General features: G+C 41.7%; 27 protein-coding genes. 5 read left to right on the forward strand and 22 right to left on the reverse strand.

The window, feature by feature from the left end; all coding sequences use genetic code 11:
- Nucleotides 1-67: 67 nt before the first annotated feature.
- From D8785_RS00350 to D8785_RS00445, 21 genes are all read right to left on the reverse strand, one after another.
- Nucleotides 68-1,060, reverse strand: a complete 993-nt coding sequence (locus D8785_RS00350; RefSeq protein ID WP_125374085.1) for an alpha-ketoacid dehydrogenase subunit beta — start codon at nucleotides 1,058-1,060, stop codon at nucleotides 68-70.
- 16 nt (nucleotides 1,061-1,076) lie between these two features.
- Nucleotides 1,077-2,045 (reverse strand): thiamine pyrophosphate-dependent dehydrogenase E1 component subunit alpha, encoded by a 969-nt coding sequence (locus D8785_RS00355; RefSeq protein WP_125374086.1) that lies wholly within the window; start codon nucleotides 2,043-2,045, stop codon nucleotides 1,077-1,079.
- A gap of 223 nt (nucleotides 2,046-2,268) precedes the next feature.
- Nucleotides 2,269-3,435 (reverse strand): ATP-grasp domain-containing protein, encoded by a 1,167-nt coding sequence (locus tag D8785_RS00360; RefSeq protein WP_125374087.1) that lies wholly within the window; start codon nucleotides 3,433-3,435, stop codon nucleotides 2,269-2,271.
- Between the two features lie 21 nt (nucleotides 3,436-3,456).
- The gene (locus tag D8785_RS00365) at nucleotides 3,457-4,197 is read right to left on the reverse strand and encodes an esterase family protein (protein WP_125374088.1); all 741 of its coding nucleotides are present in this window, start codon (nucleotides 4,195-4,197) and stop codon (nucleotides 3,457-3,459) included.
- A gap of 39 nt (nucleotides 4,198-4,236) precedes the next feature.
- Complete coding sequence (locus D8785_RS00370; protein ID WP_125374089.1) at nucleotides 4,237-5,064, reverse strand: alpha/beta hydrolase; 828 nt, start codon at nucleotides 5,062-5,064, stop codon at nucleotides 4,237-4,239.
- A gap of 94 nt (nucleotides 5,065-5,158) precedes the next feature.
- Nucleotides 5,159-6,493 (reverse strand): methylenetetrahydrofolate--tRNA-(uracil(54)-C(5))-methyltransferase (FADH(2)-oxidizing) TrmFO, encoded by a 1,335-nt coding sequence (gene trmFO, locus D8785_RS00375; RefSeq protein WP_185759603.1) that lies wholly within the window; start codon nucleotides 6,491-6,493, stop codon nucleotides 5,159-5,161.
- A 173-nt stretch (nucleotides 6,494-6,666) separates the two neighbouring features.
- On the reverse strand, nucleotides 6,667-7,371 hold the full coding sequence (locus D8785_RS00380; RefSeq protein ID WP_125374091.1) for a DUF3307 domain-containing protein: 705 nt from the start codon (nucleotides 7,369-7,371) through the stop codon (nucleotides 6,667-6,669).
- On the reverse strand, nucleotides 7,355-8,032 hold the full coding sequence (locus tag D8785_RS00385) for a SatD family protein (RefSeq protein ID WP_125374092.1): 678 nt from the start codon (nucleotides 8,030-8,032) through the stop codon (nucleotides 7,355-7,357). The genes D8785_RS00380 and D8785_RS00385 overlap by 17 nt, the downstream gene beginning before the upstream one ends.
- A gap of 107 nt (nucleotides 8,033-8,139) precedes the next feature.
- Nucleotides 8,140-10,227: a type I DNA topoisomerase gene (gene topA / locus D8785_RS00390; RefSeq protein ID WP_125374093.1), complete on the reverse strand. Its 2,088-nt coding sequence runs from the start codon at nucleotides 10,225-10,227 to the stop codon at nucleotides 8,140-8,142.
- A gap of 92 nt (nucleotides 10,228-10,319) precedes the next feature.
- On the reverse strand, nucleotides 10,320-11,162 hold the full coding sequence (gene dprA / locus D8785_RS00395) for a DNA-processing protein DprA (protein ID WP_125374094.1): 843 nt from the start codon (nucleotides 11,160-11,162) through the stop codon (nucleotides 10,320-10,322).
- Nucleotides 11,163-11,238: 76 nt separating this feature from the next.
- Nucleotides 11,239-12,165, reverse strand: a complete 927-nt coding sequence (locus D8785_RS00400; RefSeq protein WP_125374095.1) for an ROK family protein — start codon at nucleotides 12,163-12,165, stop codon at nucleotides 11,239-11,241.
- 12 nt (nucleotides 12,166-12,177) lie between these two features.
- Entirely contained in the window at nucleotides 12,178-12,948 is a 771-nt protein-coding gene (locus D8785_RS00405; protein WP_125374096.1) for a ribonuclease HII, read from the reverse strand.
- Entirely contained in the window at nucleotides 12,935-13,786 is an 852-nt protein-coding gene (ylqF, locus tag D8785_RS00410) for a ribosome biogenesis GTPase YlqF (protein WP_125374097.1), read from the reverse strand. The genes D8785_RS00405 and ylqF overlap by 14 nt, the downstream gene beginning before the upstream one ends.
- 125 nt (nucleotides 13,787-13,911) lie before the next feature.
- Nucleotides 13,912-14,250 carry an ATP cone domain-containing protein gene (locus D8785_RS00415; RefSeq protein ID WP_006597242.1) on the reverse strand — a complete coding sequence of 113 codons (339 nt, stop codon included), beginning with the start codon at nucleotides 14,248-14,250 and terminating at the stop codon, nucleotides 13,912-13,914.
- A gap of 71 nt (nucleotides 14,251-14,321) precedes the next feature.
- Nucleotides 14,322-15,257, reverse strand: a complete 936-nt coding sequence (gene dapA / locus D8785_RS00420) for a 4-hydroxy-tetrahydrodipicolinate synthase (protein WP_125374098.1) — start codon at nucleotides 15,255-15,257, stop codon at nucleotides 14,322-14,324.
- A 93-nt stretch (nucleotides 15,258-15,350) separates the two neighbouring features.
- Entirely contained in the window at nucleotides 15,351-16,427 is a 1,077-nt protein-coding gene (locus D8785_RS00425; protein ID WP_125374099.1) for an aspartate-semialdehyde dehydrogenase, read from the reverse strand.
- A 154-nt stretch (nucleotides 16,428-16,581) separates the two neighbouring features.
- Nucleotides 16,582-17,136 carry a LemA family protein gene (locus tag D8785_RS00430; protein ID WP_125374100.1) on the reverse strand — a complete coding sequence of 185 codons (555 nt, stop codon included), beginning with the start codon at nucleotides 17,134-17,136 and terminating at the stop codon, nucleotides 16,582-16,584.
- A gap of 2 nt (nucleotides 17,137-17,138) precedes the next feature.
- Entirely contained in the window at nucleotides 17,139-17,777 is a 639-nt protein-coding gene (locus tag D8785_RS09800; protein ID WP_260469847.1) for a DUF3137 domain-containing protein, read from the reverse strand.
- A 67-nt stretch (nucleotides 17,778-17,844) separates the two neighbouring features.
- Nucleotides 17,845-18,138: a hypothetical protein gene (locus tag D8785_RS09805; RefSeq protein ID WP_260469848.1), complete on the reverse strand. Its 294-nt coding sequence runs from the start codon at nucleotides 18,136-18,138 to the stop codon at nucleotides 17,845-17,847.
- Between the two features lie 356 nt (nucleotides 18,139-18,494).
- Nucleotides 18,495-19,007 carry a GNAT family N-acetyltransferase gene (locus D8785_RS00440; protein WP_125374101.1) on the reverse strand — a complete coding sequence of 171 codons (513 nt, stop codon included), beginning with the start codon at nucleotides 19,005-19,007 and terminating at the stop codon, nucleotides 18,495-18,497.
- A 79-nt stretch (nucleotides 19,008-19,086) separates the two neighbouring features.
- Entirely contained in the window at nucleotides 19,087-20,757 is a 1,671-nt protein-coding gene (locus D8785_RS00445) for a formate--tetrahydrofolate ligase (RefSeq protein WP_125374102.1), read from the reverse strand.
- A 264-nt stretch (nucleotides 20,758-21,021) separates the two neighbouring features.
- On the opposite strand from D8785_RS00445, the gene D8785_RS00450 reads away from it, so the two are divergent.
- The 5 genes from D8785_RS00450 to D8785_RS00470 all read left to right on the forward strand — a co-directional run bounded on the left by D8785_RS00450 (nucleotide 21,022) and on the right by D8785_RS00470 (nucleotide 25,133).
- A complete protein-coding gene (locus D8785_RS00450; RefSeq protein ID WP_125374103.1) occupies nucleotides 21,022-21,708 on the forward strand; it encodes a phosphopantothenate--cysteine ligase in 687 nt (228 codons plus the stop codon).
- 5 nt (nucleotides 21,709-21,713) lie between these two features.
- Nucleotides 21,714-22,253 carry a phosphopantothenoylcysteine decarboxylase gene (gene coaC / locus D8785_RS00455; protein ID WP_125374104.1) on the forward strand — a complete coding sequence of 180 codons (540 nt, stop codon included), beginning with the start codon at nucleotides 21,714-21,716 and terminating at the stop codon, nucleotides 22,251-22,253.
- On the forward strand, nucleotides 22,250-22,810 hold the full coding sequence (locus D8785_RS00460) for an ECF transporter S component (protein WP_125374105.1): 561 nt from the start codon (nucleotides 22,250-22,252) through the stop codon (nucleotides 22,808-22,810). The genes coaC and D8785_RS00460 overlap by 4 nt, the downstream gene beginning before the upstream one ends.
- 149 nt (nucleotides 22,811-22,959) lie before the next feature.
- Nucleotides 22,960-24,678, forward strand: a complete 1,719-nt coding sequence (locus D8785_RS00465) for a phospho-sugar mutase (RefSeq protein WP_125374106.1) — start codon at nucleotides 22,960-22,962, stop codon at nucleotides 24,676-24,678.
- A gap of 107 nt (nucleotides 24,679-24,785) precedes the next feature.
- Entirely contained in the window at nucleotides 24,786-25,133 is a 348-nt protein-coding gene (locus tag D8785_RS00470; RefSeq protein WP_023026789.1) for a DUF6568 family protein, read from the forward strand.
- 182 nt (nucleotides 25,134-25,315) lie between these two features.
- On the opposite strand, the gene mutY is transcribed toward D8785_RS00470, so the two are convergent.
- Complete coding sequence (gene mutY, locus D8785_RS00480) at nucleotides 25,316-26,470, reverse strand: A/G-specific adenine glycosylase (protein WP_125374107.1); 1,155 nt, start codon at nucleotides 26,468-26,470, stop codon at nucleotides 25,316-25,318.
- Between the last annotated feature and the right edge of the window lie 29 nt (nucleotides 26,471-26,499).

Here is a 26,499-nt window from a genome sequence, read left to right on the forward strand (position 1 = left end):
CTTTGCATCATTAGATACAAAGTTTCTTCGTCTGAATTATTGCTAGTTACATAATTTATGTTATGTATTATTCTTTGTTGTAGGTTTTACGAATGGCATCTTTGATGCTTTCAACTGTCGGAATCATTGCATTTTCAAGGTTTTGCGCGTAAGGCATTGGTACATCTTCCCCCGCACAACGACGGATAGGTGCATCCAAGTAATCAAATGCTTCTGATTCAGAAATAATAGCTGAGATTTCACCGATATAACCACTTGTTTTGTGAGCGTCATTGACAAGGACTACTTTTCCTGTTTTCTTGACAGAGTTAATGATGATTTCTTTATCAAGCGGAACCAAAGTACGTGGGTCTACTACTTCTACTGAAATGCCTTCTTCAACCAATTCTTCAGCTGCTTGCATCACGCGACGAAGCATTTTTCCGTAGGTTACGACAGTTACATCCGTTCCTTCCCGTTTGATCTCTCCGACACCAAGTGGAATGGTATAGTCAGGATCTACAGGTACTTCACCTTTTTGGTTGAATTCTGATTTGTATTCAAGAATGATCACTGGGTTGTTGTCACGGATAGAAGACTTGAGAAGTCCTTTCATATCCGCTGGAGTTCCTGGAGCAACAACTTTCAAACCAGGAATATGGGTAAACCATGATTCCAAAGATTGGGAGTGTTGTGCTGCAGATCCAACTCCGTTACCAGCAGCACAGCGGACTGTCATCGGCACTTGCCCTTTTCCGCCAAACATGTAGCGAGTCTTAGCAGCTTGGTTGACGATAGCATCCATGGCAATCACGGAGAAATCCATGAAGGTCATATCAACGATTGGACGAAGTCCGGTCATGGCTGCACCAGCTGCTGCACCTGAGATAGCAGCCTCAGAAATCGGACAATCACGAACACGTTCTGGACCGAATTCCTCTAGCATTCCTACGGAAGTTCCGAAGTCTCCACCGAAAACTCCGACATCTTCCCCCATCAACAATACATTTTCGTCGCGACGCATTTCCTCAGACATAGCAAGGATAATGGTATCGCGGAAAGACATTAATTTTGTTTCCATAATTCTCTACTCCCCCTTAGTCTGCGTAAATATCTTCAAAAGCTGATTCAAGTGGAGGGAATGGGCTTTCTTCCGCAAATTTCACTGAAGCTTCAACTGCTTCTTTCACTTCTTCTTGAATCTGATCCAATTCTTCTGCGCTCGCAATTTCATTTTCAAGGAGATACTTGCGAAGGTTTTCAATCGGATCTTTCTTCTTCCACTCTTCGACTTCTTCACGGGTCCGGTATTTACCAGGGTCAGATGAAGAGTGTCCAAGCCAACGATAGGTGACACTTTCGATCAAGACAGGACCTTTACCAGAACGGACATGTTCAACAGCTTTTTGGAATCCTTCATAGACATCAATAACGTTGTTTCCATCAGGAATAAACATTCCAGGAATGCCGTAAGCAGCACTACGCTCATGGATGTGCTCCACATTGGTCATTTTCTTGATGTCAGCAGAGATCCCATAACCATTATTAATACAGTAGAAGATCACGGGAAGATTCCAGATTGAAGCCATATTGACCGCTTCGTGGAAGACACCTTCGTTGGTTGCGCCATCACCAAAGAAGCAGACAACAACTTTTCCAGTCTTATGCATTTGTTGAGTAAGGGCAGCCCCTACTGCAATTCCCATACCACCACCGACGATACCGTTGGCACCGAGGTTACCGGCATCAAGGTCGGCGATATGCATAGAGCCACCCTTCCCTTTACAAGTACCAGTATACTTGCCAAGGATTTCAGCCATCATTCCATTCAAGTCGATCCCTTTAGCGATCGCTTGTCCGTGACCACGGTGGTTTGAAGTTAGCAGGTCATCCTCGTTCAAAGCTAGCATTGCTCCAACGTTGGCTGCTTCTTCACCAACAGAAAAGTGCGTCATTCCCGGCACTTTCCCTTTTTTTACTAACTGTGCAATTTTTAAGTCCATGCGACGGATTTCTTCCATTTTACGGAACATATCCAATAAGAGACTTTTATCTAATGTTGCCATTATTTCGCCTTTCTTAGCATTTATTCATTCTCTTTCATTTTATCCAAAATTGAAAGCACTGTCAAAAAAAATGCTCAATTATCTTCACAAATCAAACTCTATAGAACATTGGTGTAATAGAGTTTTTCAACTGTTGTATAAAAGATTCACAAAGTCATATATTGAGAAAATATTGATACTTCGGAATAAAAAAACCGATAGGAAAAGACCTATCGGATCACTTTTATTCAGCTCGTTGACCAAAGTCACGAATCATTTGTTCCAATTCCTCACGACTTGGAGTTGTTAACATGTAGAGATAGTCCCCTTGAAGCTCCGCAAAGGCTGCAGGCATGATCTTCTTCACTCGGAATTGATGCTGGTATTTGGCCAAGACTTCTTCTTCTGAGAGAGCATAGCTTACATTAGCTCGACGAGAAGTCGCTAAGCAATAAAGAGGCTCAAATTCAGAAGCAGGGAATTCTTCTCCAGCTACGAGGGCCGCATAACCACGATACAAGTCGATGGAGTGAGCGTAATTGTAGACATCAATTGTAAAGCCTCCTGCAGGTCGGTTATTGTACTCGATCGCAATATAGTCATCCCCATCACGGAAAAACTCAATATGGAAGAATCTCTCCTTCATACCAAAAGCTTTGACAATCGCTTCACCGTACTGACGCAATTTTGGATCCATCTCTTTGAGGACATAATAAGAGTTGTCCATCTTGTAGAGCATCAAGTCAAGTGGTGTATAGGCATAGTCAAAAGTAGTTGAAAAGACAATGTTTCCATCTCGATCCACTAAACCATCAAAAGTACAGATTTCACTGGAAAGAACAAATTTCTCAAAAAAGTATTCAGTATGTCCATCCCATTCAGCTTTGAAACGATTCACATCTTCTGGAGTTTCAATTTTAAAGGTCGCTGCCGCTCCTACTCCGTTATCAGGCTTGGCAATCAACGGCAACCCAATCTTCTTCACAGCCTTGTCGATGTCTTTTTCTGCTTTGACCACTGCACCAGGAACGACAGGAACTCCCGCTTTTTTAAAGAGTTTCTTCATTTCTGATTTAAACTTGGTTTTCTTTAAATCTTTAGGTTTGGCCCCAAAGACATTAAATTGCTCACGAAGTGCCGCATCCAATTCCAACCAGTATTCATTGTGAGATTCGATGCGATCGATTGGGCCATGCTTATAGAAGAGAAAGGCTACTGCACGTTTCACTTCGTCCAAGTTTTCCATGTTATCGACACGGAAATACTCTGTCAAACTGTTGCGCAAAGGTTCATCTAACTGCTCGTAAGGCTCTTGGCCGATCCCCAAGACAGTGATTCCTTTGTTAGCCAACTCAATGGTGAATTGTTGGAAATTTTGTGGATAATAAGGTGAAATAACAAGATAATTCATAGACATCTCCTCCCTTTTTACTTATAAATACATCTGACCTAAGAAATACGGCATTTGTTTCCGCCACCAATCCCAATCATGAGCTACATCGTGCCCCCACTCTGCAAACCAAGCAGGGATATTTTTGTGATCAAAGGCTTCCTTCAATTTATAGAAGGATGGAAGTCCATCCTGCTCCCAAGCCCCAAGACCGGTACAGATGACAATTTCGGCCTGACGGTAACGGTCGATAAACCAACCATCATTTTGATGCCAAATATAATCAGACGGAGAGTTTTGGTAAATCGCTTCATCTCCTCCAAACTCACCAACAAAGAAACGAGCATCGTAGACACCACTCAAGGCAATGACTTTGTTGAAGACATCTGGGTGTTGCAAGAAGAAATTGAGCGCGTGGTAAGCTCCCATTGAGCAGCCGGTTGTCATCATTGGGTCAAACCAACCCGTTTTGTGCTTGATGAAAGGAATGGCCTCTTCAATAACATAGCGTTCATAGGCACGATGCATCTCTGCACGATCGTGAGGGTTTTTCCACTCACAAAGCCAGCTCTCACTATCGACACTCGAAAGGGTGAAAAATTGAACACGCCCTTCTTCAATAAACTGAGCACAAGCATCAATCATACCGAAGTCATAGTACTCATTATGGCTTCCACCAGATGAAGCGAAGACCACAATAGGAATCCCCGCATGACCATAGCGGTTTAGATACATTTCGCGGTTAAGTTGGCCACTCCAGTGGCTTAAATGTTCAATATTCATAAGTTCCCTCTTTCTCTTTATATGTTTATTTTAAGTTTATTAATCCCATTTTTCTGCCAAAAAGCGAAGACATTCTGGTAGATGTTCAGCCCAGGCTTCTTCATGGTGGATCGCCCCGGATTGAATCCGAATGGCGATATTTTCTAAAGCAACTCCTTGTTGAATAACATCATGGTAATAACGAAGAGATGAGTCTATATAGGCTTGCTTGATATTCCCAGCCATTAACGTTTTATCAGTATCATCTGCCTCTTCAGTCCCTACATAGATGTATATACGTTGATCTGGATACAAGTTCTTACGCTCGATATAGCGATCAAATGCTTCTTGATGCAACCAATTGGCAGAGGAGAATACTCCTAGACAACCGATTTGATCTTGGTATTCCAAGCCTAAAAATTGAGTGATGTTACCGCCTAGCGAAGATCCAATCATAGCTGTATGTTCTCGATCAGCAAGAGTGCGATATTCTTGATCGATAAAAGGTTTGACCACATCCATGACAAACTCCCCATACTCGACGCCCTTGCCACCAAATTGCATCCCAGGAATGTTGGATTCCTTGTATTTCCAGGCAGAGTACTCGTTCATCCGTTGCAAGCCATCATTATCAATGGCAACGACAATCATGCGACTAATATCTGGATTACGCTTGATGGCTGGAATGACCTTCCAAGAGTGACCTACAAAGGCTTCCTTACTATAGAAGACATTTTGCCCGTCATGGAAATAAACTACAGGATAGCGTCGATCAGTGTCTGTTTCATAATTTTTAGGTAATAAGACTCGGACACGACGGAGTTTTCCGGTATAAGGCACTTTCAACTCGTGTGTCTTCATCTCTAAATAAAAATAAGATTTATTCATTGTCAGAAAACTCTCTATATTCTAAATTTTTATTTATTATACCATTTTTATAAGAAAAAGTCTGGATTTCTCCAAACTTTTTCATTGATTGACTTTATTTTCCAATAAATCTTGCCAGATCTTGTAAAGAACGTTCGGCAATTTTCTCGTAACGTTCCTTTTTATCCCGAATGCGTGGGCCATCTAGCTCTTTAATAATTCCAAAGTTGACATTCATAGGCTGGAAATGCTTGCTATCAGCATGGGTAATATAGTGAGCCAGACTTCCGATGGCTGTTGTTTCTGGAAATATTGCTGCTTCCTCTCCTTTGAAGAGACGAGCGGCATTGATCCCGGCAACTAAACCTGATGCTGCAGATTCAACATAGCCCTCTACTCCTGTCATTTGACCTGCAAAAAAGAGGTTGGCTTGTTTCTTAGAACGGTAGGTCTGCTCAAGGAGATTTGGAGAGTCCATGTAAGAATTGCGGTGCATGACCCCATATCTCACAAACTCAGCATTTTCCAAACCAGGGATCATTTGGAAGACGCGCTTTTGCTCACCCCATTTGAGATGCGTTTGGAAACCGACGATATTGTAGAGGCTAGCAGCCGCATTGTCTTGGCGAAGCTGAACGACAGCGTATGGTGTCTTAAACTCACCATCACGAGGCCCCTTGTAATCATCCGGATACTCGAGACCAACTGGCTTCATAGGACCATAGAGCATGGTTTTAATCCCTCGTTTAGCCATGACCTCGATTGGCATACAACCTTCGAAATACTTTTCTTTTTCAAAAGAGTTAAGCGGGGCTTCTTCCGCATTGACCAAGGCCTCATGGAAATCCATAAACTCTTGTTTGGTCATTGGGCAGTTGAGATAAGCTGCTTCTCCTTTGTCATAACGTGACTTGAGATAAACCTTACTCATATCGACAGTATTGACATCGATAATAGGAGCTGCTGCATCGTAGAAGTAGAAACCATCCCCACCATTTAGCGCATGAATCTTTTCCGCCAAGGCATCGCTGGTTAGGGGACCCGTTGCGACCACTGTGATAGCATCTGCCGGCAATTCCGTGATTTCATCACGAATTACTTCAATCAGAGGGTGTTGGGACACCTTCTCAGTTACCCGACTGGCAAATCCTTCGCGATCCACGGCGAGTGCACCACCGGCCGGCACTCGAGTTGCTTCAGCTGCTTCAAGAATGACAGAACCAAGACGGCGCATTTCTTCTTTGAGGAGACCAACAGCATTGGTTAACGAATCCCCGCGAAGAGAGTTCGAACAGACTAACTCAGCAAAGTTGTCTGTTTTGTGTTGTGGAGTGGATTTGACCCCACGCATTTCATAGAGCTTCACCGGAATTCCCTGTTGGGCAATCTGGTAAGCCGCTTCCGAGCCTGCTAGGCCCGCACCGATAACATTGATATAAGATTGAGACATGACACTAATACCTCTTTGGGTGGAATCGAAGTTCATATCAAAACAACTATCTGGACTGTTTGACACCCACAAATCTTTCTAAATTGATACTTGGTCCATTATACCAAAAAGGGCATAAAAAAGACAGGGAGGCTAATCCTTCCTGTCTGGTCTATCGATTGTTAGTTGTTTTCTTATAAACACAACCAGGCTGCTAAGAGGGCAGATAGAATACTGAATAAAGAACCAATCAAGTAATATTCCGCGAAGGCTGGGTTCTCCGAAATTTTATTGTAGCGAGCGATGGATTTGGCTGTAAAGACTAGGCCGATAGAAGCAAATTGTCCATACACGAGACAGGCGCCGATAATCAACCGCTCTAAAAAACCAATCATGGAACCAGCCCCAGTGATGGTATCCATTTTATCCTCCATCGTCGGCTGGTACTTAGCAAAGAGAATTTTAAAGACTATATTGGTCGGTTTTCCCACCAGGAGGACATAAAAAATTAGATTTAAACTGTCCAAAGGCAGATAGGTAGTGCCGTTTTTAGCTCCAAAAAGGACAAGGCAAGTAATGATACCGACATGCAAGAATTGATCCAGCGCAAAAGCCCATGAGTTTGTTAATTTCCATTGTTTTTGCACCCAAGGCTTGCTGTAATCAATCCCTGCATGAGTTAGCAAAATGATCAAGCAAATCCACCATAGGTCCAGGTGACAGAGGGAAACGACGATTAGGGGAAGAGCTACATAGAGAATATGAAGGCCTAACACCTTCTTATCCCGATCCTTGCGATCCGCCATCTTTTGACTTTGAAAATAATAATCCGATAACAAATGACAAATCAACAAGAGAATCAAGTATGGACTTATTACGATACTAGACAATCCGGTCATAGACCTCTCCTTTCGCTAGAGCTTGTATACTAGCAAGGGTTGCTGCTCTTCCCCGTAAATACACACGAATACTACTACTCTTCAAGCGTTTAGACAGTGCGCTTGGATTGATATCCAGTGATTGAGCCAAGTCTTGCTGACTAAAATTCTCACTGTATACAAATCTCTTAAGAAGATCTAGCAGGATTTCTTCCTGACTGCCACGCCAACCCGAACGAATGGCTTCTCCTGAAGCAATGAGGGCGTTTACCAATAAGTCCTTACTGTCGTTCCCACTTGAAAAATAGATCTGGGTATTGCCGTAGTCATTTTTCTGATGAACCAGATTGATGGCTGCGCGTGCGTTCCAATAGGCCGGCCCATCTGCACCAATACTTTGCAAGGGATCAATAGCTGTTGCAATCTCTCCAAGTCCGATACCAAAACGTAGTTGAGTCGGGCTTAGTTCTGAACGCAAGGTATCGATGATTTGAAAAACTGGAGCATCCACTTTTAAAAGTGCCTGAAACTCATCGCCCAGGGTCAAGGTAAAACAGGATGCCAAGTAATCTCCAAAGAGTTCATTCATCTTTCGAAGCGTTTTTTCTAACTGTTTTTGCAGGTTGAAACGTTCTTGAACCATTTTAGAATCAATAACATCTGCAATCAAAGCAAGATACATAAGCCCACCTCCTTATGTCTATTATAACGAAAAAAAATAAAAATGTCTATTATAACAGACATTTTATAAAATTGCCGTTATAATAGACATCGAATCATTCTAAAAACTTATTTCACTTTTTCTTCTTCGTAGTCCCCATTGCTACATACAACTTGCTTGCCACCACCACGTACTTTCTTTTCAACCAAATACTGACCACATTTTGGACAGTCACGGCCAATTGGCTTGTCCCAAGAAGTGAATTCACATTCTGGGTAGCGATTGCATCCATAGAAGATACGGTTCCGTTTGGTTTTACGCTCGATGATTTGGCCCTGATGACAGTTAGGACATTCCACCCCAATTTCTTTGACAATCGCTTGAGTATGGCGACAATCTGGGAAGTTGCTACAAGCATAGAACTTACCATAACGTCCTAATTTGATGACCATGGGACTTCCACAAACTTCACAGTCAAAACCAGCCGCCTCATCCTTGATTTGGATTTTCTCCATCTCTTCTTCAGCCTTGGCTACTTCTTTTTTAAATGGTTGATAGAAGGAATCGATAACCTTTTGCCACTGCTCTTTCCCAAGTTCGACATCATCTAGTTTCCCTTCCATCTCAGCAGTAAAGGTTACATTGACGATATCTGGGAAGAATTCAACGATCAATTTATTGACGATTCCCCCTAACTCGGTTGGCTCGAAGCGTTTGGCTACAAGCTTCACGTAATAGCGTTTTTGAATGGTCTCAATCGTTGGTGCATAGGTTGAAGGACGTCCCACTCCATTTTCTTCCAACGTCTTAATCAAGGTCGCTTCAGAATAACGAGCTGGTGGTTGGGTAAAGTGCTGTTCAGGTTTGCTATTGACCTGAGTGACAGTATCCCCTTCTTCCATATCCGGTAACATCTTGTTCTTATCCGAATCATTGTAAATCGCTAAATAACCGTCAAATTTCACCTGACTACCATTCGCTGTATATTGAACACCATTTTGCCCCAAACGGACATTCATGGTATCAAATACAGCTGCTGTCATCTGGCTAGCCACAAAACGGTTCCAGATCAAGGTGTAGAGCTTGAGTTGGTCCTTGTCTAGGTACTTAGCAATTTTCTCAGGCGTATTGTATACACTAGAAGGACGAATGGCTTCGTGGGCATCTTGGGCACCAGAAGCATTTTTGACCCGGCTTCCATGCTTGGAATACTTCTCTCCAAATCGATCAACGATAAAGCTAGCTGCTTCATTTTGAGCGACTGGACTAATCCGAGTCGAGTCCGTACGCATATAAGTGATCAAACCTTGGACACCTGATCCAATATTGATTCCTTCATACAACTGCTGAGCCACCATCATGGTCTTACGAGTACGGAAGTTAATCTTATTGGCCGCATCCATCTGCATAGAAGAAGTCGTGTAAGGAAGTGGCGCATTGCGTTTGCGTTCCTTTTTCTCAACTTTTTCAACGATATACTCTTTCCCATCAAGATGCGAAAGAACAGCTTTCACATCCTCCTGGTTTTGAAGTTTCATCTTCTTGCCATTCATTCCATAGAAATTGGCTTGAAACTGCTTGGTTCCCTTTTTGAAGGTTCCATCAATTGTCCAGTATTCTTCTGGTTGGAAGGCATTGATTTCTTCTTCCCGGTCAATGATCAATTTAAGAGCAACTGACTGCACCCGACCAGCGGAAAGTCCCTTCTTCACCTTTTTCCATAGAATTGGTGAAATCGAGTACCCTACAATCCGGTCCAAAACACGGCGTGCTTGTTGAGCATCTACCAGATCCATATCAATCTTACGGGGTTCTTGAAAGGCATTTTTTACCGCATCCTTAGTAATTTCATTGAAAACGACTCGGTTCTTATCTTCCTTATCCAACTGAAGAATATGGGCCAAGTGCCAAGAAATAGCTTCTCCTTCACGATCCGGGTCACTTGCGAGAAAGACTTGTTTGGCCTTTTTAGCCTCTTTTTTCAATTCATTGATCAAAGGACCTTTTCCGCGAATATTAATGTATTCAGGTTCATAATTGTTATCAAAATCAATGGACATGGTAGATTTTTTCAAGTCACGAATATGCCCCACACTGGCCATGACCTTATAATTTCTACCAAGATATTTTTCAATTGTCTTCGCTTTCGCAGGAGACTCCACAATAACTAAATTCTTTTTAGCTGTTGTGGTTTTCTTTTTTGTTTTAGTAGCCACTTTTTTACCTCTATTTTGTAATAAACCTCATAGAGTGTAAACTATTTTTTTCGGGATGTCAACCGTGAAGTTCTCCTATAGGAAAACTCATTTTAAAATTCAAACTCATCTAGGACATCTTTTCCACTGGTCACAAGCTTTGCTCCTTCTTGAATGAGGTGATGACAACCATCAGAACGACCATCCAATATAGAACCTGGAATAGCGAAAACATCACGGCCTTCTTCCATAGCACGCTCACAGGTGATCAGACTCCCAGACCGCATCCGCGCTTCTGCCACAATCACTGCTCTAGAAAGACCAGCAATAATCCGATTACGCTCTGGAAAATGGTGTTTTTGAGGGCCTTGGCCAGGACCGTATTCTGTTAAAACCAAATGGCTACCACTCATGTACTTCTGCAACTGTTTATTGGATCTAGGATAGAAGACATCTAACCCAGTACCAATCACACCAATTGTTTTTCCTCCATTTCGAATAGCTGCATAATGAGCCGCAGCATCTATCCCCTTGGCTAATCCACTCACCACAATCAATTCATTGTTTAACTCATTAATGATTTTTTCGACAGATTGAATCCCTGTGCGGCTGCAGGAACGACTCCCCACGACTGCTATTTTTGGATGTTTAAGAAGGTCAATGTTACCTGAGTAAAACAACAAAACAGGTGGGTTATGCATCCAAAGAAGTTCTTCAGGATATTCTGGATCCATAATGGATATCGAATCAAACTCCTTGAACTCCTCCATCAAGACCTTGTCATCAATCCGAATATATCGTTCCATAAAAAGTGTTTGATTTCGACATCCTGCAATTTTTGCCATTAATTCTAAAGAAGGCCATTCCCCATTCATTTCCCAGTAATTGACAATGTTAAAAACCTGTAGATTAGACAGGCCAGCAACCTTTAATTTATACAGTTCATATTTGTTCATTCGTAAACCTCATTTTCTACTATCTATTTATAATATTCGTAAAAGAAAACAAAAAAAGCTCTAAAAATAGAACTTTTTAATGATTTTCTACAATATTAAAATGACAAACGGCCCCCAAAAGGTTACTTGAGTTGTGGTAACGTGCTGCTTGAATCTCTAGTAAAGAAAATCGTTGCTCACTACTTTCCTCAAACAACAATTTATACTGATGGTTGATTTCTTCTAAAAGAAGGTCTTGGCTACTAATTCCTCCACCAATCGTCACTTTTTCAAGCCGAACAAGTGACTGAAGATTATAGATCAGGATTGCAATTTCCTGACAATAAGAAATAAATAAGTCTTGTAACTTCCCATGATAACCAGCGTGAAGGGCTTCAAAAACCTGGATGCCATCCTCTTCCGGCAGTTGCAAGAGCTGACTGGCTTGGGCTACAAAGTTGACAGCTGAGCCTAAATTTTGAACCAAACTGGAAATCCCATGCTTCAAAATCTCTCTCTGAAATTGTTTTTGTTCTGAAGTTGTTGGTGGCTCCTCTGGGTTCGGCCAACGAAGATAATCCTTGAGATGCAAGGTAGAAATTAAAGAACCGTTGGAAGTCAAGGCTAATCCTACGCCAGTTCCCAATACAAAAGTTGCACCACAGTAACAATCTTGGAGGTTTCCAATTCGAGCTTCTGCCAAACCTGCAGCATCTCCGTCGTTGAGGACGGTCACAGGAACTTGAAATATCTTATTTAAACGAGAAGCTAAAGGAATATTCCTCAAATAAGGAATAAGGCCACCTTTAAAGACAAAACCAAGTCGACTATTGATTTCACCCGGGCAAGAAATGGCAATCCCTGTAATTTGATTCTGGAACGAGCAAATCACGCGCTCGAGGGCTTCCCAGAAGTCCTCAATACTATCTGGTGTCGGGACTTTAGAGGAATCGCTCACTTGATAGGCTTCATCGACTAAGGCATATTTAATAAAGGTTCCCCCGATATCAAAGGCTAAGAGCATTTTCTTCTCCTCCTAATCAACATCAGTCATGGACTTAATGGGTTCGAAGCTTCGGCGATGGATTGGACTAACCCCTTGTTTTTCCAATCCTTCAAGATGCTTGGTGGTCCCATAGCCCGCATTCTGAACAAAATCATAACCTGGATACTCTTGGTCATATGCCGCCATCATCTGATCCCGTGTTACCTTAGCTACTATAGAAGCTGCCGCGATAGACAAGGAATTAGCATCTCCCTTTATGATGGAGGTCTGAGAAATAGGAAGATCCAATTTCATGGCATCGATCAAGAGATGTTGAGGCTGTGGGTCCAATTCGTGAATAGCCTCTAGCATAGCTAATTTCGTCGCTTCATAGATATTTACCTGATCAATGACGTGATTGTCTTTTACCCCAATACCAACCGAAATAGCCTGATCCAAAACCGCTTGGTAAATAGCCTGGTGCTTAGATTTAGGAATTTTCTTGCTATCGTTTAAACCTGGAATTTTACAATTTTTAGGCAAAATAACAGCTGCAGCGACGACAGGGCCAGCCAAAGGGCCTCGTCCCACTTCATCTACTCCTGCAATGAGTTGAATCCCTTGGGCATAGAGTTCTTTTTCATAGGCTAGCATTTTTTCCAAACGCAGGTCTTCCTCCACTTGTTTTTGGAGTTCACGTTTTCGTTTGTTGATAGCCGACTGAACGCCCGCCCGAGCATCATAGATTAACTCTTCAAACAAGGGATGATCTAATTCATCAATCATCGCCAAACGCTCTTTAACTTCTTTAATCGTTGGCATCCACTTCACCTACACGATCAAGGGTATAGCGTCCCAAACGACCATCTCGTACATCCTTGACAAACAAGCTGTAAAAGCGATCATAATCATCTCGGAAGCCTAAGCGTTGGGTCATCTCCATGATGATTTCCGGTGCGTTCTGCTCCAAATTCATTTGCTTATAGCGTTCTTGCAACTCTTTTGGGTAGTGGGATTTAAAATACTCCAGACCAAAAATAGTCACCTCATCCATAGGCAATAACTGATCCTTAATGGCACCCGTTAAAGCTAATTTTAGAGCTACATCTTCATCTTCAAATTTTGGCCAAAGAATTCCTGGTGTATCCAAGATTTCAAGATCCTTATTGGTTTTCAACCATTGTTGCCCCTTGGTTACCCCTGGTTTATTTCCAACTACGGCAATCTTTTTCCCTGCTAAACGGTTCATCAAGGTAGATTTACCGGCGTTGGGAATCCCAATAATCATAGTCCGAAGAGTTTCAATCTGAATCCCTCGTTCCTTTTGGCGAGCAATTTTATCTGCCATTAAGCTCTTAGCAGCATCTGTTACTTTTTTGACTGTCGACTGCTCTTTGGAGTTGATGGCCAGGGTTTTGATTCCTTGAGATTCGAAATACTCCTGCCATTCTTTTGTTGCGACAGGATCAGCCAAGTCTACCTTATTTAGAATCATCAACTTAGGCTTGTCACCAACAATTTTTGTTAACATGGGATTTTGACTGGATAATGGCAAACGAGCGTCCACCAGAACAGTCACAAAATCCACGAATTTTAAATTTTCCTGTACTTGTCTTCTAGCTTTGGACATATGTCCAGGAAACCATTGAATAATCGCCATGAAATGAAATCCTTTCAAAATTCAATCATATCTATTATACCATGAAATACGGTATTTCTTTTATAAAACTGCTTCCCATTTTTACAAACAAAAACGAAGCTACATCTGTAACTTCGTTTCTTATTTTAGCGAATTTGCTCAAAATGTAAGTGAACAGCGATGTGATCTCCATAACCACTCCGTTCCAAATCACGTTGCAAGCGATAAGAAATATAGTGTTCAGCAATGGTAATATACCCAGCACCAAGTAAGCGGTGCTCAACCATTGACTGGATCATGCTGATAGTCGCACGTTCCACTTTAGCTTCTTCTAAATCCATCACAACTTTCTTGGTCACTTGCGCCAAGTTTTGGCGAAGATCATCCGTTAAGACATAGACTGTTTGAGCAGCTTTTAAAACCGCTTGGTAGATTTTATCTGGATCAAATTCTACTACTTCACCACTACGTTTAATGACTTCCATCTTTTTCTCCTTGGTCTTCAATATACTTCTATTATCTTAATAAATAGGAGATTTGTCAAGAATCTAAAATATCAATAATCCGGACGAAGAACTCCCGTAATGATTTCTTTACTTGCATGATAATCCCCGTCAACCACAACCTTGATGATCCGCTTTGCTTCCTCAGCAGGGGCTGGAACTAATGGTAAACGAGTCGGCCCTGCTTCAAAGCCCATATAGTTCAAGACTGCTTTAACTGGAGCTGGACTCGGATAAGAAAAGAGAGCATTGACTTTAGGGATAAATTGGCGCTGGATAGCCGCCGCCTTTTTAATATCATTGTTCTCAATCGCTTGGAACATTTCGTGCATTTCATCCCCATTGGTATGGGAAGCTACTGAAATGACGCCGTCTGCCCCCAAGTTCATGGCATGGAAAGCATCTCCATCCTCTCCCGTATAAATGAGGAACTCTTCTGGCTTGTGCTCAATTAAATAAGCCATATTGGCAAGAGTCGTACATTCTTTGACCCCGATGATGTTTGGATGTTCAGCCAAACGGAGCATGGTTTCTGGTGTCATTTCGACAACCACGCGCCCTGGGATGTTATAGATAATGATTGGCAAGTTAGAAGCATCTGCAATAGCCTTAAAATGCTGGTACATTCCTTCTTGAGAAGGTTTGTTGTAGTATGGAACAATGGCCAAACCAGCAGCAAAACCACCAAACTGATCTACTTCCTTTACAAACTCAATAGAATCACGGGTTTCATTGGTCCCGACACCAGCAATCAAAGGAACCCGTCCATTGACCACCTTTTGCACCGCCGCAAAGAGTTCTAATTCTTCATCGTGCGTTAGAGTTGGACTTTCGGCCGTAGTACCAGCTAAAAGAATCCCATCTGTGTGATGAGCTAGTAGGTGCTCAATTAAGGGCGGAATAGCTTCAAAGTTGATCGAACCATCTTCATGAAAGGGTGTAATAAAGGCAGTGATCATTCTACAATTTTTTAAATCTTGATAAGACATAGGCCGGTTGCTCCTTTCTCGTGCCAATGATAGGGAAGAGGGACAGTCCAAAAGTTGGTCACTGTCCCCATTACGATTTATTCAGTTATAGAATCATTTCAATTCAAACTTCAAGTCAGCTGTTGGGCGCACCAATCCACGTTCATGAAGAGTTTCTGCGATTTGAACTGAGTTCCAAGCAGCTCCTTTAAGAAGGTTATCGGAAACAACCCACATATGGATCCCTTTTTCAGCATCCAAGTCTTTACGGATACGACCAACAAAGGTATCACGAGAACCAACGGCGTTAATAGCTTGTGGGTATACTTGATGAGCAACATCATCTTCCAAGACAGCACCAGGGAAGGCCGCAATCGCCGCTTTTACTTCTTCGATTGGGGCTACTTCTTTGGTCTCAATGTAAACTGACTCTGAGTGAGCTGACAAGACCGGAATACGTACACACGTTGCTGAAACGGCAATGCTATCATCTTCCATGATTTTCTTAGTTTCCTTAGTCATCTTCATTTCTTCATATGTGTAGTCATTATCAGTGAAGACGTCAATTTGAGGAAGAGCGTTGAAGGCGATCGGATAATGTTTCTTATCGCCACCTGATGGTAAGATTTCCGCATGCAAATCACGTGGATCCACGCCGTCATTCAAGACTTCACGAAGTTCACGTTGGGTTTCAAGAATCGCACCCATACCAGCACCAGAGACAGCTTGGTAAGTAGATACGATGATACGTTCCAAGCCCCATTTCTGACGAACAGGCTCAAGAGCTACCATCATTTGGATAGTTGAACAGTTAGGGCAGGCAATGATTCCGTTATGGGCATCAAGAGCGTGGGCATTCACCTCTGGAACAACCAATGGTACATCTGGATTTTGACGGAAATAAGATGTGTTATCTACTACTACCGCACCCGCTTTCACAGCATAAGGTGCGTATTTTGCAGAAGTTGAACCACCAGCTGAGAAGAGAGCAATATCAACTCCTTCAAAAGCATTTTCTGTCGTTTCTTCAATCGTCACATCTTGCCCTTTGAATTGCAAAACTTTTCCTGCAGAACGTGCAGACGCCAAGTAGCGAATCTTATCAATTGGAAGAGTTGATTCTTCCAACATTTTGATCATTTGAGCACCAACGGCACCTGTCGCACCGACAACAGCAACTGTATATCCCATAACAAACCTCTTTCGGAATTTTCTAAAAATTTGTGAATTTCATCTATTATACTATTTTTCCAGGTAAATGAAAAGCGTATTTTGCATTTATAAAAACAAAAATCCCGATCTAAGACCGGGATAGTTTCTAGATATAAAATAGCTTTAATAAAAATTAATGGATCTCATAATCCAAATCACTCAAATCCTTCTTACCTTGAGTATCTTCCAATAGGAACTGAACCTGTTGCATCCCTTTGATACCTGCAACTATTGAAGTTGGAAAGGTTACAATGGCTTGGTTGAGTTGACTAATATTGCTATTGACGATGCGTTTAGAAGCTGCTAAATCTTCATTTTCGTCTACAATTTCTTTTTGCAAGGCCAAGAATTGATTAGAAGACAAGAGCTCTGGATAATTCTCACCCACTGCTCGGATTTGGGCCAAAACATCATTTTGATTGGAAATAACTTGGTTGGATTCTTGAATAGAAGCACCTTGGCGAAGGGCTACCAATTCACTAAAGACTTTCTCCTCATGTTTGGCATAAGCCTTAGCGACCTTCAACATTTCCGAAATGGTATCGTAACGTTTAACCAAGGTGATATCGACCGTTCTCTTTGATTCTTCAATCATGACTTGATAACGGTTCAATCGATTGCTTTCTCCGATAAACCACATAACAACTACTAAAGCAAAAACAATAAGGGCAATCAATAAACCTGACATAGTTATTCTCCTTTAAAAATATTGGTTAATTCATCAATGAGATCAATCTCTCTACAGAGCTTTTGATACTCTGCAGCAATCGACAGACTTTCGATTGCCTCTTTTCTATTGGGGGTTGGGAAAAGGTAGCGGTTAGTATATAAGGAAATATAAAGTATATCTTGGACTAAATACACACACATAGCATTCTGAGAAATTTGCTGATCAAACCATTCTAGGATCTTGGGTTTTAAGAATTTTCGAGCAGCAAGTTCATCTGTACAATAGATATTGTAGTTTTCATTGTTTTGGATATCTTCTGTTTCGATTTGGACTTCATTAGGTCCAGCACCTGGATAGGCTCCTTTGACTTCTCTTTTTAAAAAGAAAGATTTCTTGGTTGGAACAACTCTCAAGTGCCCTGGAAATGAGATTGGAGATTTTAAAGAGAAAATCTGACCAGAAAAATCTTCAACTTCTACATTTTCCGTATGAGTGTCCCCATTAGAGTCTCTCTTGGTTCGCGTCTCAATGTGATAGGCATAAAGATTGGCTACTACGAGATTCTTTTCATCATGGAAGGACAGTTGATTAAAGAGATCAAACTTAGTCGACCTCGGGCTAATGACCTGCAAAACATTCATAGGGTAGTTAGCTGTCAAAGTTAGCTCTGCTTGAGGAAAAACTTCTTTCAAAATAGGACAAAGAAAATTAGTAATATAAATCTCGTCATTGGATCGAACCTGATCTCCGAACAAGGCTTTTCTTTTTTGGTATGCTGGTAAATAATAGAACACCACTGCAAGAAGAATGATAACAAACGCTCGCAATCCAAAAAGTGGGAAAGATAGTATAGCTAAAAAAAATACCAAGTAAGGTGGCGTTTCTCCAGTGAAGGTTATTTTTCATTTGTTCCTTCATGATGCGCAACTTAGCCTGATTTTGTTCTAATTTCTCCAGTTCACTGATACGTTGGAAAGTTTCTTGTGACCACTTGTTGTTTGGACTGTTTTGATCATACACTATAACCATCTCCTTTCAAACACAAATGAATACAGCCATTTCCATCATTATACCACCAGCAATCACAAGAGGCAAACAAATATATGTATTTGATAACAGTGAATTTCTAAAAAAAATCCCCTACCAAACGGTAAGGGATTCGAGGCATCTTTCGATGAGAACAGCCGGTTCACACAACTGTTCAAGGTCCGCTCCTGCGTTACAATTGAATGTAGACCTCCTCAGCGCAAAAGGCTCCTAAGAGCCAATCGACTCATCGCATGAACCTAGTCTACCATGACATTATATGAGCTGTCAAGAGGCTCGCTTTAGAATTCCTCTCAAAAAATAGAGGAAAGCCAAGTTTCATCAGTTTTTTAAATTAGGGACTTTACAGGCCCTTCGATTGTCTTTTGCATCCAGATGATATCATGCCATTGATTAAATTTATAGCCAATTTTTGGAAAATGGGCAACTTTCACATAGCCTCTTTTCTCATGCAGGGCAATACTAGCTGGATTAGGAAGAGCGATACAAGCTAAGAACCGCAAATAACCACGCGCCTCCAACTCCGACTCTATCGCCTCATACAAACGAGTACCCAGTCTTTGCCCGTGATAATCTTGATCCACATAGACGGATACTTCCACGGCCCAATCGTAAGCTGATCGATCATAATAGGTCGACGCATAGGCGTAAGCAAGGATATGACCGTCTTCTTCAGCTACTAAATAGGGAAAACGTTGAAGGATCTTTTCGATACGCCCTTCAAATTCCTCAATTGTCGGAACCTGGTATTCGAAAGTGATGGCTGTTTTCTCAACATAAGGAGCATAAATCCTGACAAGTTCAGGAGCATCTTTAAGAGTGACTGGTCGTATCTTCAACATGTTGTTCTCACTTTCTATCTCTCTATTATACCTCAAAACACAAAAATAGAGGTTGTCAGCCAACCTCTATATACTGTTATTAGAACAAACCTAAAGCAGTACCATCTTCTGCTACATCCATGTTCAAAGCAGCAGGACGTTTTGGTAATCCCGGCATAGTCATCACTTCACCTGTCAAAGCAACGATGAAGCCTGCACCTGTCTTAGGCACCAATTCGCGAATAGTAATATCAAAGCCAGTCGGCGCTCCAAAGAGACTTGGATCATCTGAAAAACTATATTGCGTCTTGGCCATACAAACCGGCAACTTGTCCCAGCCATTTTTCACGATCTGAGCAATCTGAGTTTTTGCTTTTTTCTCAAAGACAACATTGTCTGCCCGGTAAATTTCTCGTGCAATCTTGGTAATTTTTTCTTCAATAGAAAGATTATTATCATAAAGACGAGTGTAGTTGGCTGGACTTGTTTCAAGGGTCGCAACCACAGTTTCTGCTAAGGCTACACCTCCATCAGCTCCATCAGCCCAAACACTAGCCAATTCAACAGGAACTTGAATAGATGCACAAAGTTCTTTAAGAGTTGCAATTTCAGCCTCTGTATCCGTTACAAATTCATTAATGGCCACTACTACAGGAACTCCGAATTTGCGCATATTTTCAACATGGCGCTCCAAGTTAGCAAAACCGGCACGAACAGCTTCTACGTTTTCCTCAGAAAGAGCATCTTTGGCAACTCCACCATTCATCTTCAATGCACGAATCGTTGCGACAATCACCACTGCAGATGGGCTAACAGGAAGATTTGGTGTTTTGATATCTAAGAATTTTTCAGCTCCCAAATCTGCTCCAAAGCCTGCCTCTGTCACCACGTAATCAGCTAAACGAAGAGCGGTTGAGGTAGCCAAAACAGAGTTACATCCATGGGCAATATTAGCAAAAGGCCCACCATGAACAAAGGCTGGCGTTCCATAGATGGTTTGAACCAAGTTTGGCTTGATTGCATCTTTCAGAATCAAGGCAAGCGCCCCTTCTACTTCTAAATCGCGGACATAAACTGGACTACGATCATAACGGTAACCAATCACAATATTGGCCAAACGGCCTTTCAAATCTTCAATATCTGTCGCCAAGCATAGGATGGCCATAATCTCAGAAGCAACGGTAATATCAAACCCGTCTTCACGAGGAATCCCATTAAGAGGGCCACCGAGGCCAACCGATACGTGTCGTAAAGCACGGTCATTCAAGTCCACTACCCGTTTCCAGATAATTCTACGTTGGTCAATGCCTAGCTCATTTCCTTGATGTAAATGATTGTCAATTAAAGCTGATAGAGCATTATTTGCCGTTGTAATGGCATGCATGTCACCCGTGAAATGAAGATTAATATCCTCCATAGGGAGAACTTGGGCATAGCCTCCACCAGCTGCTCCTCCTTTAATCCCCATAACAGGACCTAAAGATGGTTCGCGGATGGCAATCATGGTTTGTTTCCCAATTTTATTCAAGGCATCTGCCAATCCAATAGTGATGGTAGATTTTCCTTCCCCTGCTGGAGTTGGGTTAATCGCTGTCACCAAGATGAGTTTTCCTGGCTTTTCCTTCTGAACGGCTTGGATCTTATCAAAGGTTAATTTTGCCTTGTACTTTCCATAGAGTTCTAAGTCATCGAAATGAATCCCCAATTTCTCTACCACATCTGTGATGGGTTTCAATTCAATACTTTGTGCAATCTCGATATCTGTCTTCATCTGAATCTCCTCACTATTTTATAACCCTATTATACAGAAATTTCGCAAGGATATATATTTTAATTATCAAACTTTTTTTATTCGTTCGGATTTTGCCTGTAAAATAGACCTTTTCGGCCTTCATTCTAATTTCTTATAGCCCTCTATACGAAATAACTATGAGTCCCCTTTTCCTCTCCCATTACTTCCGTTTCGCCTAAAAAACTAACGTAAGAGCCGTGTTCTTGGCTTTACTAAAATATAAAATTCTTGTAAAATAAGCCTATGAATATTTTGATTACTTCTGGTGGAACCAGTGAAAAAATCGATCAAGTTCGTTCGATTACCAACCATTCCACTGGTCAACTTGGAAAAATCATTTCCGAACAATTTTTAGAGGCAGGATTTTCTGTGACGCTTGTGACCACCCCAACTGCGGTTCAGCCGAAAGCACATCCTTGTTTAACAAAAGTGTTCATAAATGATGTCGCTGAACTTCAAACAGTCCTTGAGAAAGAAACTCCAACTCATCAGGTCCTTATTCATTCCATGGCTGTTTCCGACTACAGTCCTGTCTATATGTCAGGTTTTCAGGCTGTAAAAGAAGCTCCTAATTTAGAGCAATTTCTCCATCAAACCAATCAGGAATCGAAGATTTCATCGGAGGAAGATTACCAAGTACTCTTTTTGAAGAAAAATCCTAAGTTAATTTCCTTGGTAAAAACTTGGAATCCTGAAATTCGCTTGGTTGGCTTTAAACTGCTGGTTGATGTATCCCAGGATCAACTGCTATCAGTTGCTCGTGCCAGCCTCGAAAAGAATCAGGCAGAAATGATTGTTGCCAATGATTTGAGTGAAATCCAAGACGGAAAGCATCGAGCTTACTTAGTTACTAAAGATGCTGTTCAAATAGCCGAAACGAAATTGGAAATTGCTCAAGAAATCTACCGTCACATTACAAACAAAGGATAAATCGAATGGCCAATATTCTACTAGCTGTTACAGGAAGTATTTCTGCTTATAAGGCAGCCGACATCACCAGTCAATTGACCAAGCTCGGTCATCAGGTGAAGGTTCTCATGACTCCTTCAGCTGCAGCTTTTATCACTCCCCTAACCCTTCAGGTCCTTTCAAAAAATCCAGTCGGTCTAGATGTCATGATTGAAGAGGATCCACAGAGGATTGAACACATCGACATTGGGAAAGAAACAGACCTCTTTCTTGTAGCACCGGCTAGTGCCAATACGATTGCTAAACTTGCCATGGGGCTAGCAGATAATATGGTGACGAGCACAGCTCTAGCCTTGCCTCAAGGAACTAAAAAAATCCTAGCACCCGCTATGAATACGAAAATGCTGGAACACCCAGCTACTCAACGAAATCTAAAACTCTTACAAGACTACGGCTATCAGATTATTCAACCTCGCTATGCTACTCTGGCTTGTGGCGATCAAGGGTCTGGAGCTTTAGCTTCTATCGAAACCATTCTAACTACTATACAGGAGTCGCTTTCATGAAAAAATCCTCATCCATTTCACGCATTGCTATATTTTTCGCGGTAATGATTACCATCCATTTTACAACTTCCTTCATCTTACATTTTGTACCATCAGGTATTCAGCCAACCTTGGTTCATATTCCTGTTGTGATCGCGTCTATCATTTACGGGCCACGAATCGGGGCTACTTTAGGATTGCTTATGGGACTCTTTAGTTTAACGATGAATACCCTTGTTTTAACACCTGCAAGCTACCTCTTTAGTCCCTTTGTACCAAACGGAAACTTCTATTCCCTTCTAATCGCTCTAGTTCCACGTATCCTGATCGGAATAACACCTTACTATATCTATCAATTAATGCGCAATCGTACCGGGTTAATAACAGCTGGAATTGTCGGATCCATGACCAATACCGTTTTTGTTTTAAGCGGGATTTACCTCTTTTTTGGTAGTCAATTCAAAGGTGGAATCAACGATTTTCTCGCCTTGATTGTGTCTACTAACTCACTCATCGAAGTTATTGCAACGGTTCTGATCACTAGTGCCGTTGTCCCAGCCCTTGAAAAATTAAAATAAACAGGAGGTCGAGACAGATTTGTCTAGACCTTTTTTCTATCCAAAATTCCCCCTTTATTTTTGAAAAGATTTACAATTATCGCTAGAATTTTCTGAAAAAATTTGCTATAATGTAAGCGATTAATACATTAGAAATAAGGAGTTGTACTATGACTTATCAAGAAAACTTCCAAAAATGGGCTGATTTTGCCGACCTACCAGATTACCTTCGTCGTGATTTGGAAAGCATGGATGAAAAAACCAAAGAAGATGCCTTCTACACCAACCTTGAATTCGGTACTGCTGGTATGCGTGGATTGATTGGTGCTGGTACAAACCGCATTAACATCTATGTTGTTCGCCAAGCAACTGAAGGTTTGGCTCGTTTGATCGAATCAAAAGGTGGTAATGAAAAAGAACGTGGTGTAGCCATCGCTTATGATAGCCGTCACTTCTCTCCAGAGTTTGCCTTTGAATCAGCAGCAGTTCTTGCAAAACACGGTATTAAATCTTATGTTTTTGAAAGTCTCCGTCCAACTCCAGAACTTTCATTTGCGGTTCGTCACCTAAACTGTTTTGCTGGTATCATGATCACTGCTAGCCACAACCCAGCTCCATTCAATGGATACAAGGTTTACGGTGAAGATGGTGGCCAAATGCCTCCACATGATGCAGATGCTTTGACAACCTATATCCGTGCTATTGAAAATCCATTTGCTGTGGAAGTCGCTGATGTGGAAGCTGAAAAAGCTTCTGGTTTGATCGAAGTTATTGGTGAAGCAATCGATGCAGAATATCTCAAAGAAGTAAAAGATGTTAACATCAACCCTACTTTGATTGAAGAATTTGGTAAAGACATGAAGATTGTCTATACTCCACTTCACGGTACTGGTGAAATGTTGGCTCGTCGTGCTCTTGCTCAAGCAGGATTTGATTCTGTTCAAGTTGTTGAAGCTCAAGCAACTCCAGATCCAGACTTCTCTACTGTTAAATCTCCAAACCCAGAAAGCCAAGCAGCCTTTGCTCTAGCTGAAGAACTTGGTCGTCAAGTAGGAGCTGATGTTCTTGTTGCAACTGACCCTGATGCAGACCGTGTCGGTGTTGAAGTCCTTCAAAAAGACGGTAGCTACCTTAACCTTTCAGGTAACCAAATCGGTGCTATCATGGCTAAGTACATCTTGGAAGCCCACAAAAACGCTGGAACTCTTCCAGAAAATGCAGCTCTCTGCAAATCAATCGTTTCAACTGACTTGGTAACAAAGATTGCTGAAAGCTACGGCGCAACCATGTTCAACGTCTTGACTGGTTTCAAATTTATCGCTGAAAAGATTCAAGAATTCGAAGAAAAACACAATCATACTTACATGATGGGATTTGAAGAAAGCTTCGGTTACTTGATCAAACCATTCGTACGTGATAAAGATGCCATCCAAGCTGTCCTTGTTGTTGCTGAACTTGCAGCCTACTACCGCTCTCGTGGTTTGACTCTTGCAGACGGTATCGAAGAAATCTACAAAGAGTATGGCTACTATGCTGAGAAGACTATTTCTGTCACTCTTTCTGGTGTCGATGGTGCTGAGCAAATCAAAGCGATTATGGCTAAATTCCGTGAAAACGGTCCAAAAGAATTTAACGCAACAGCCGTTTCGATCACTGAAGACTTCAAAGCACAAACATCTACTGCTGCTGATGGTACTGTAACAGCCTTGACGACTCCACCAAGTGATGTCTTAAAATACACACTTGCTGATGGTTCATGGATTGCCGTTCGTCCTTCAGGTACTGAACCAAAAATCAAGTTCTACATTGCAGTTGTTGGTGAAAGCAACGAAGAGTCACAAGCTAAGATTGCTAACATCGAAGCTGAAATCAATGCATTTGTAAAATAAGCAAGAGAAAAGATGAGATAAATCTATCTCATCTTTTTTCGTATCAAAATAAAGCATTTTTTCTTTCTTTATGGCATACTAGATTTATAAGAAAGCGAGGTAATCTCATGGAACAATTTTTAGTAGATATTAAAGATCTCGAAGTAACCACTGTAGCGCGTGCGCAAGAAGCCATCGACAAAAAAGAAACAGCAACCTTCTTTATTGGACGCAAGACTTGCCCATATTGCCGTAAGTTCGCTGCTAAATTAGCAACTGTAGTAGCTGAAACGAAAGCTCATATCTACTTCATCAATAGTGAAGAACCAAGCCAATTAGAGGCTTTACAAGCCTTCCGTTCAACCTATGGCATTCCAACTGTACCAGGATTTTTACACGTCGAAGCAGGTGAAGTCACTGTTCGTTGTGACTCTTCTATGTCAGAAGAAGAAATTAAAGCATTCGCTCATCTATAAGAAAAAATTGAGGCTGGGACAAAAGTCCTAGCCTCTTAATTATCTTTGGATTGTCGAGCAAGACGCAGTGGTTGAGTGGGCTCTACTACGCTGATTCCATCAGCTTTTACAGCCCTACTCAACTGTGCGGAGGCGGGACGACGAAATCGAATTCTAACGAATTACCGATTTCTGTCCCACTCTCATTTTTCGTTTTCCGAAAAAGTCGTCCAAATCTTTTGCTGGGGTTTGGCAAAAGGATAGGCCGAAAATTCTTCTGGTCTTAACCAAAGAGCCGATTCACTTGTTGTCTGCTCTCCTTCTTTTACCAAGCCGTAACGAAGTTGAACCTGCCACTTGCGATGTGAAAAAACATGCTGGACGATGGGATAAGACCTCTCTTGCCAATCAATAACCAAGTCATAATCCTGTTCAAAAGAAAGTATTTCAGGATTGTCCTCAGCTTCCCATTTTCCATCCAGTAGAGACAATTGACCCAGGTTCTCCGATAGGCTATCCACTTCAATCAAGGGAAAATGCCAGAAGCCAGACAAGAGACCTTCTCTCTCATTTTTCTCCAGCAAGTAACGCCCATGACTATCCTTTATAATAAAGGCTGTTAAATAAACTGGCACTGGTTTCTTTTTAGGAGCCTTGATGGGATAACGATCCATGGTTCCATGCTGATAGGCCGCACTAAATTCCTTAACAGGACTCTCTTCTGGTCGTGGATTGACTGGTGACTCAATATCTGACCCCAAATCCATCAAGGCTTGATTGAAGTCACCAGGACGGTCCGGATCAATCAAAACTTCCATCATCGCTTGAAAAATTTTGCGATTGGTCGGGACTCCGATATCGTAGTCTACCTCAAACAAGCGGGCTAGAACCCGCATGACATTCCCATCCACTGCTGGTTCTGGCAAACCAAAGGCAATACTCGCAATGGCACCAGCTGTATAAGGTCCAATTCCCTTAAGTTTCGAGATAGCCTCATAGGTTGATGGAAATACACCTCCGTGATCTTCCATCATCTGCTGAGCAGCTTTCTGCATGTTGCGAACTCGAGAGTAATAGCCCAAACCTTCCCAGGCTTTTAGGAGCTTTTCTTCTGGCGCATTAGCCAAATCCTCAATCGTCGGAAACCAGTCAAGAAAACGCTCATAATAGGGAATGACCGTATCAACACGTGTCTGTTGAAGCATAATCTCTGAGATCCAAATTTTATAAGGATCCTGTGTCCTTCTCCAGGGAAGATCCCGTTTATTGGCATCATACCATGCTAATAATTTTCTTCGGAAAGAAGCAATTTTTCTCTCCTCCCACATGGTAATCCCGTAATCTTTAAAATCCATCATATTCCTAGTATACCATAGAATGACTTCTG

Origin of the sequence: Streptococcus australis (genome assembly GCF_003943615.1) — a bacterium.
Taxonomy (GTDB): Bacteria; Bacillota; Bacilli; order Lactobacillales; family Streptococcaceae; genus Streptococcus; species Streptococcus australis_C.

What these genes read in the sequence shown, in the direction of transcription:
- D8785_RS00350 (WP_125374085.1), bottom strand. Translation starts at nt 1,060, where the DNA reads ATGGAAACAAAATTAATGTCTTTCCGCGATACCATTATCCTTGCTATG.
- D8785_RS00355 (WP_125374086.1), bottom strand. Translation starts at nt 2,045, where the DNA reads ATGGCAACATTAGATAAAAGTCTCTTATTGGATATGTTCCGTAAAATG.
- D8785_RS00360 (WP_125374087.1), bottom strand. Translation starts at nt 3,435, where the DNA reads ATGAATTATCTTGTTATTTCACCTTATTATCCACAAAATTTCCAACAA.
- D8785_RS00365 (WP_125374088.1), bottom strand. Translation starts at nt 4,197, where the DNA reads ATGAATATTGAACATTTAAGCCACTGGAGTGGCCAACTTAACCGCGAA.
- D8785_RS00370 (WP_125374089.1), bottom strand. Translation starts at nt 5,064, where the DNA reads ATGAATAAATCTTATTTTTATTTAGAGATGAAGACACACGAGTTGAAA.
- trmFO (WP_185759603.1), bottom strand. Translation starts at nt 6,493, where the DNA reads ATGTCTCAATCTTATATCAATGTTATCGGTGCGGGCCTAGCAGGCTCG.
- D8785_RS00380 (WP_125374091.1), bottom strand. Translation starts at nt 7,371, where the DNA reads ATGACCGGATTGTCTAGTATCGTAATAAGTCCATACTTGATTCTCTTG.
- D8785_RS00385 (WP_125374092.1), bottom strand. Translation starts at nt 8,032, where the DNA reads ATGTATCTTGCTTTGATTGCAGATGTTATTGATTCTAAAATGGTTCAA.
- dprA (WP_125374094.1), bottom strand. Translation starts at nt 11,162, where the DNA reads ATGAACAAATATGAACTGTATAAATTAAAGGTTGCTGGCCTGTCTAAT.
- D8785_RS00400 (WP_125374095.1), bottom strand. Translation starts at nt 12,165, where the DNA reads ATGCTCTTAGCCTTTGATATCGGGGGAACCTTTATTAAATATGCCTTA.
- D8785_RS00405 (WP_125374096.1), bottom strand. Translation starts at nt 12,948, where the DNA reads ATGCCAACGATTAAAGAAGTTAAAGAGCGTTTGGCGATGATTGATGAA.
- ylqF (WP_125374097.1), bottom strand. Translation starts at nt 13,786, where the DNA reads ATGGCGATTATTCAATGGTTTCCTGGACATATGTCCAAAGCTAGAAGA.
- D8785_RS00415 (WP_006597242.1), bottom strand. Translation starts at nt 14,250, where the DNA reads ATGGAAGTCATTAAACGTAGTGGTGAAGTAGTAGAATTTGATCCAGAT.
- dapA (WP_125374098.1), bottom strand. Translation starts at nt 15,257, where the DNA reads ATGTCTTATCAAGATTTAAAAAATTGTAGAATGATCACTGCCTTTATT.
- D8785_RS00425 (WP_125374099.1), bottom strand. Translation starts at nt 16,427, where the DNA reads ATGGGATATACAGTTGCTGTTGTCGGTGCGACAGGTGCCGTTGGTGCT.
- D8785_RS00430 (WP_125374100.1), bottom strand. Translation starts at nt 17,136, where the DNA reads ATGTCAGGTTTATTGATTGCCCTTATTGTTTTTGCTTTAGTAGTTGTT.
- D8785_RS00440 (WP_125374101.1), bottom strand. Translation starts at nt 19,007, where the DNA reads ATGTTGAAGATACGACCAGTCACTCTTAAAGATGCTCCTGAACTTGTC.
- D8785_RS00445 (WP_125374102.1), bottom strand. Translation starts at nt 20,757, where the DNA reads ATGAAGACAGATATCGAGATTGCACAAAGTATTGAATTGAAACCCATC.
- D8785_RS00450 (WP_125374103.1), top strand. Translation starts at nt 21,022, where the DNA reads ATGAATATTTTGATTACTTCTGGTGGAACCAGTGAAAAAATCGATCAA.
- coaC (WP_125374104.1), top strand. Translation starts at nt 21,714, where the DNA reads ATGGCCAATATTCTACTAGCTGTTACAGGAAGTATTTCTGCTTATAAG.
- D8785_RS00460 (WP_125374105.1), top strand. Translation starts at nt 22,250, where the DNA reads ATGAAAAAATCCTCATCCATTTCACGCATTGCTATATTTTTCGCGGTA.
- D8785_RS00465 (WP_125374106.1), top strand. Translation starts at nt 22,960, where the DNA reads ATGACTTATCAAGAAAACTTCCAAAAATGGGCTGATTTTGCCGACCTA.
- D8785_RS00470 (WP_023026789.1), top strand. Translation starts at nt 24,786, where the DNA reads ATGGAACAATTTTTAGTAGATATTAAAGATCTCGAAGTAACCACTGTA.
- mutY (WP_125374107.1), bottom strand. Translation starts at nt 26,470, where the DNA reads ATGATGGATTTTAAAGATTACGGGATTACCATGTGGGAGGAGAGAAAA.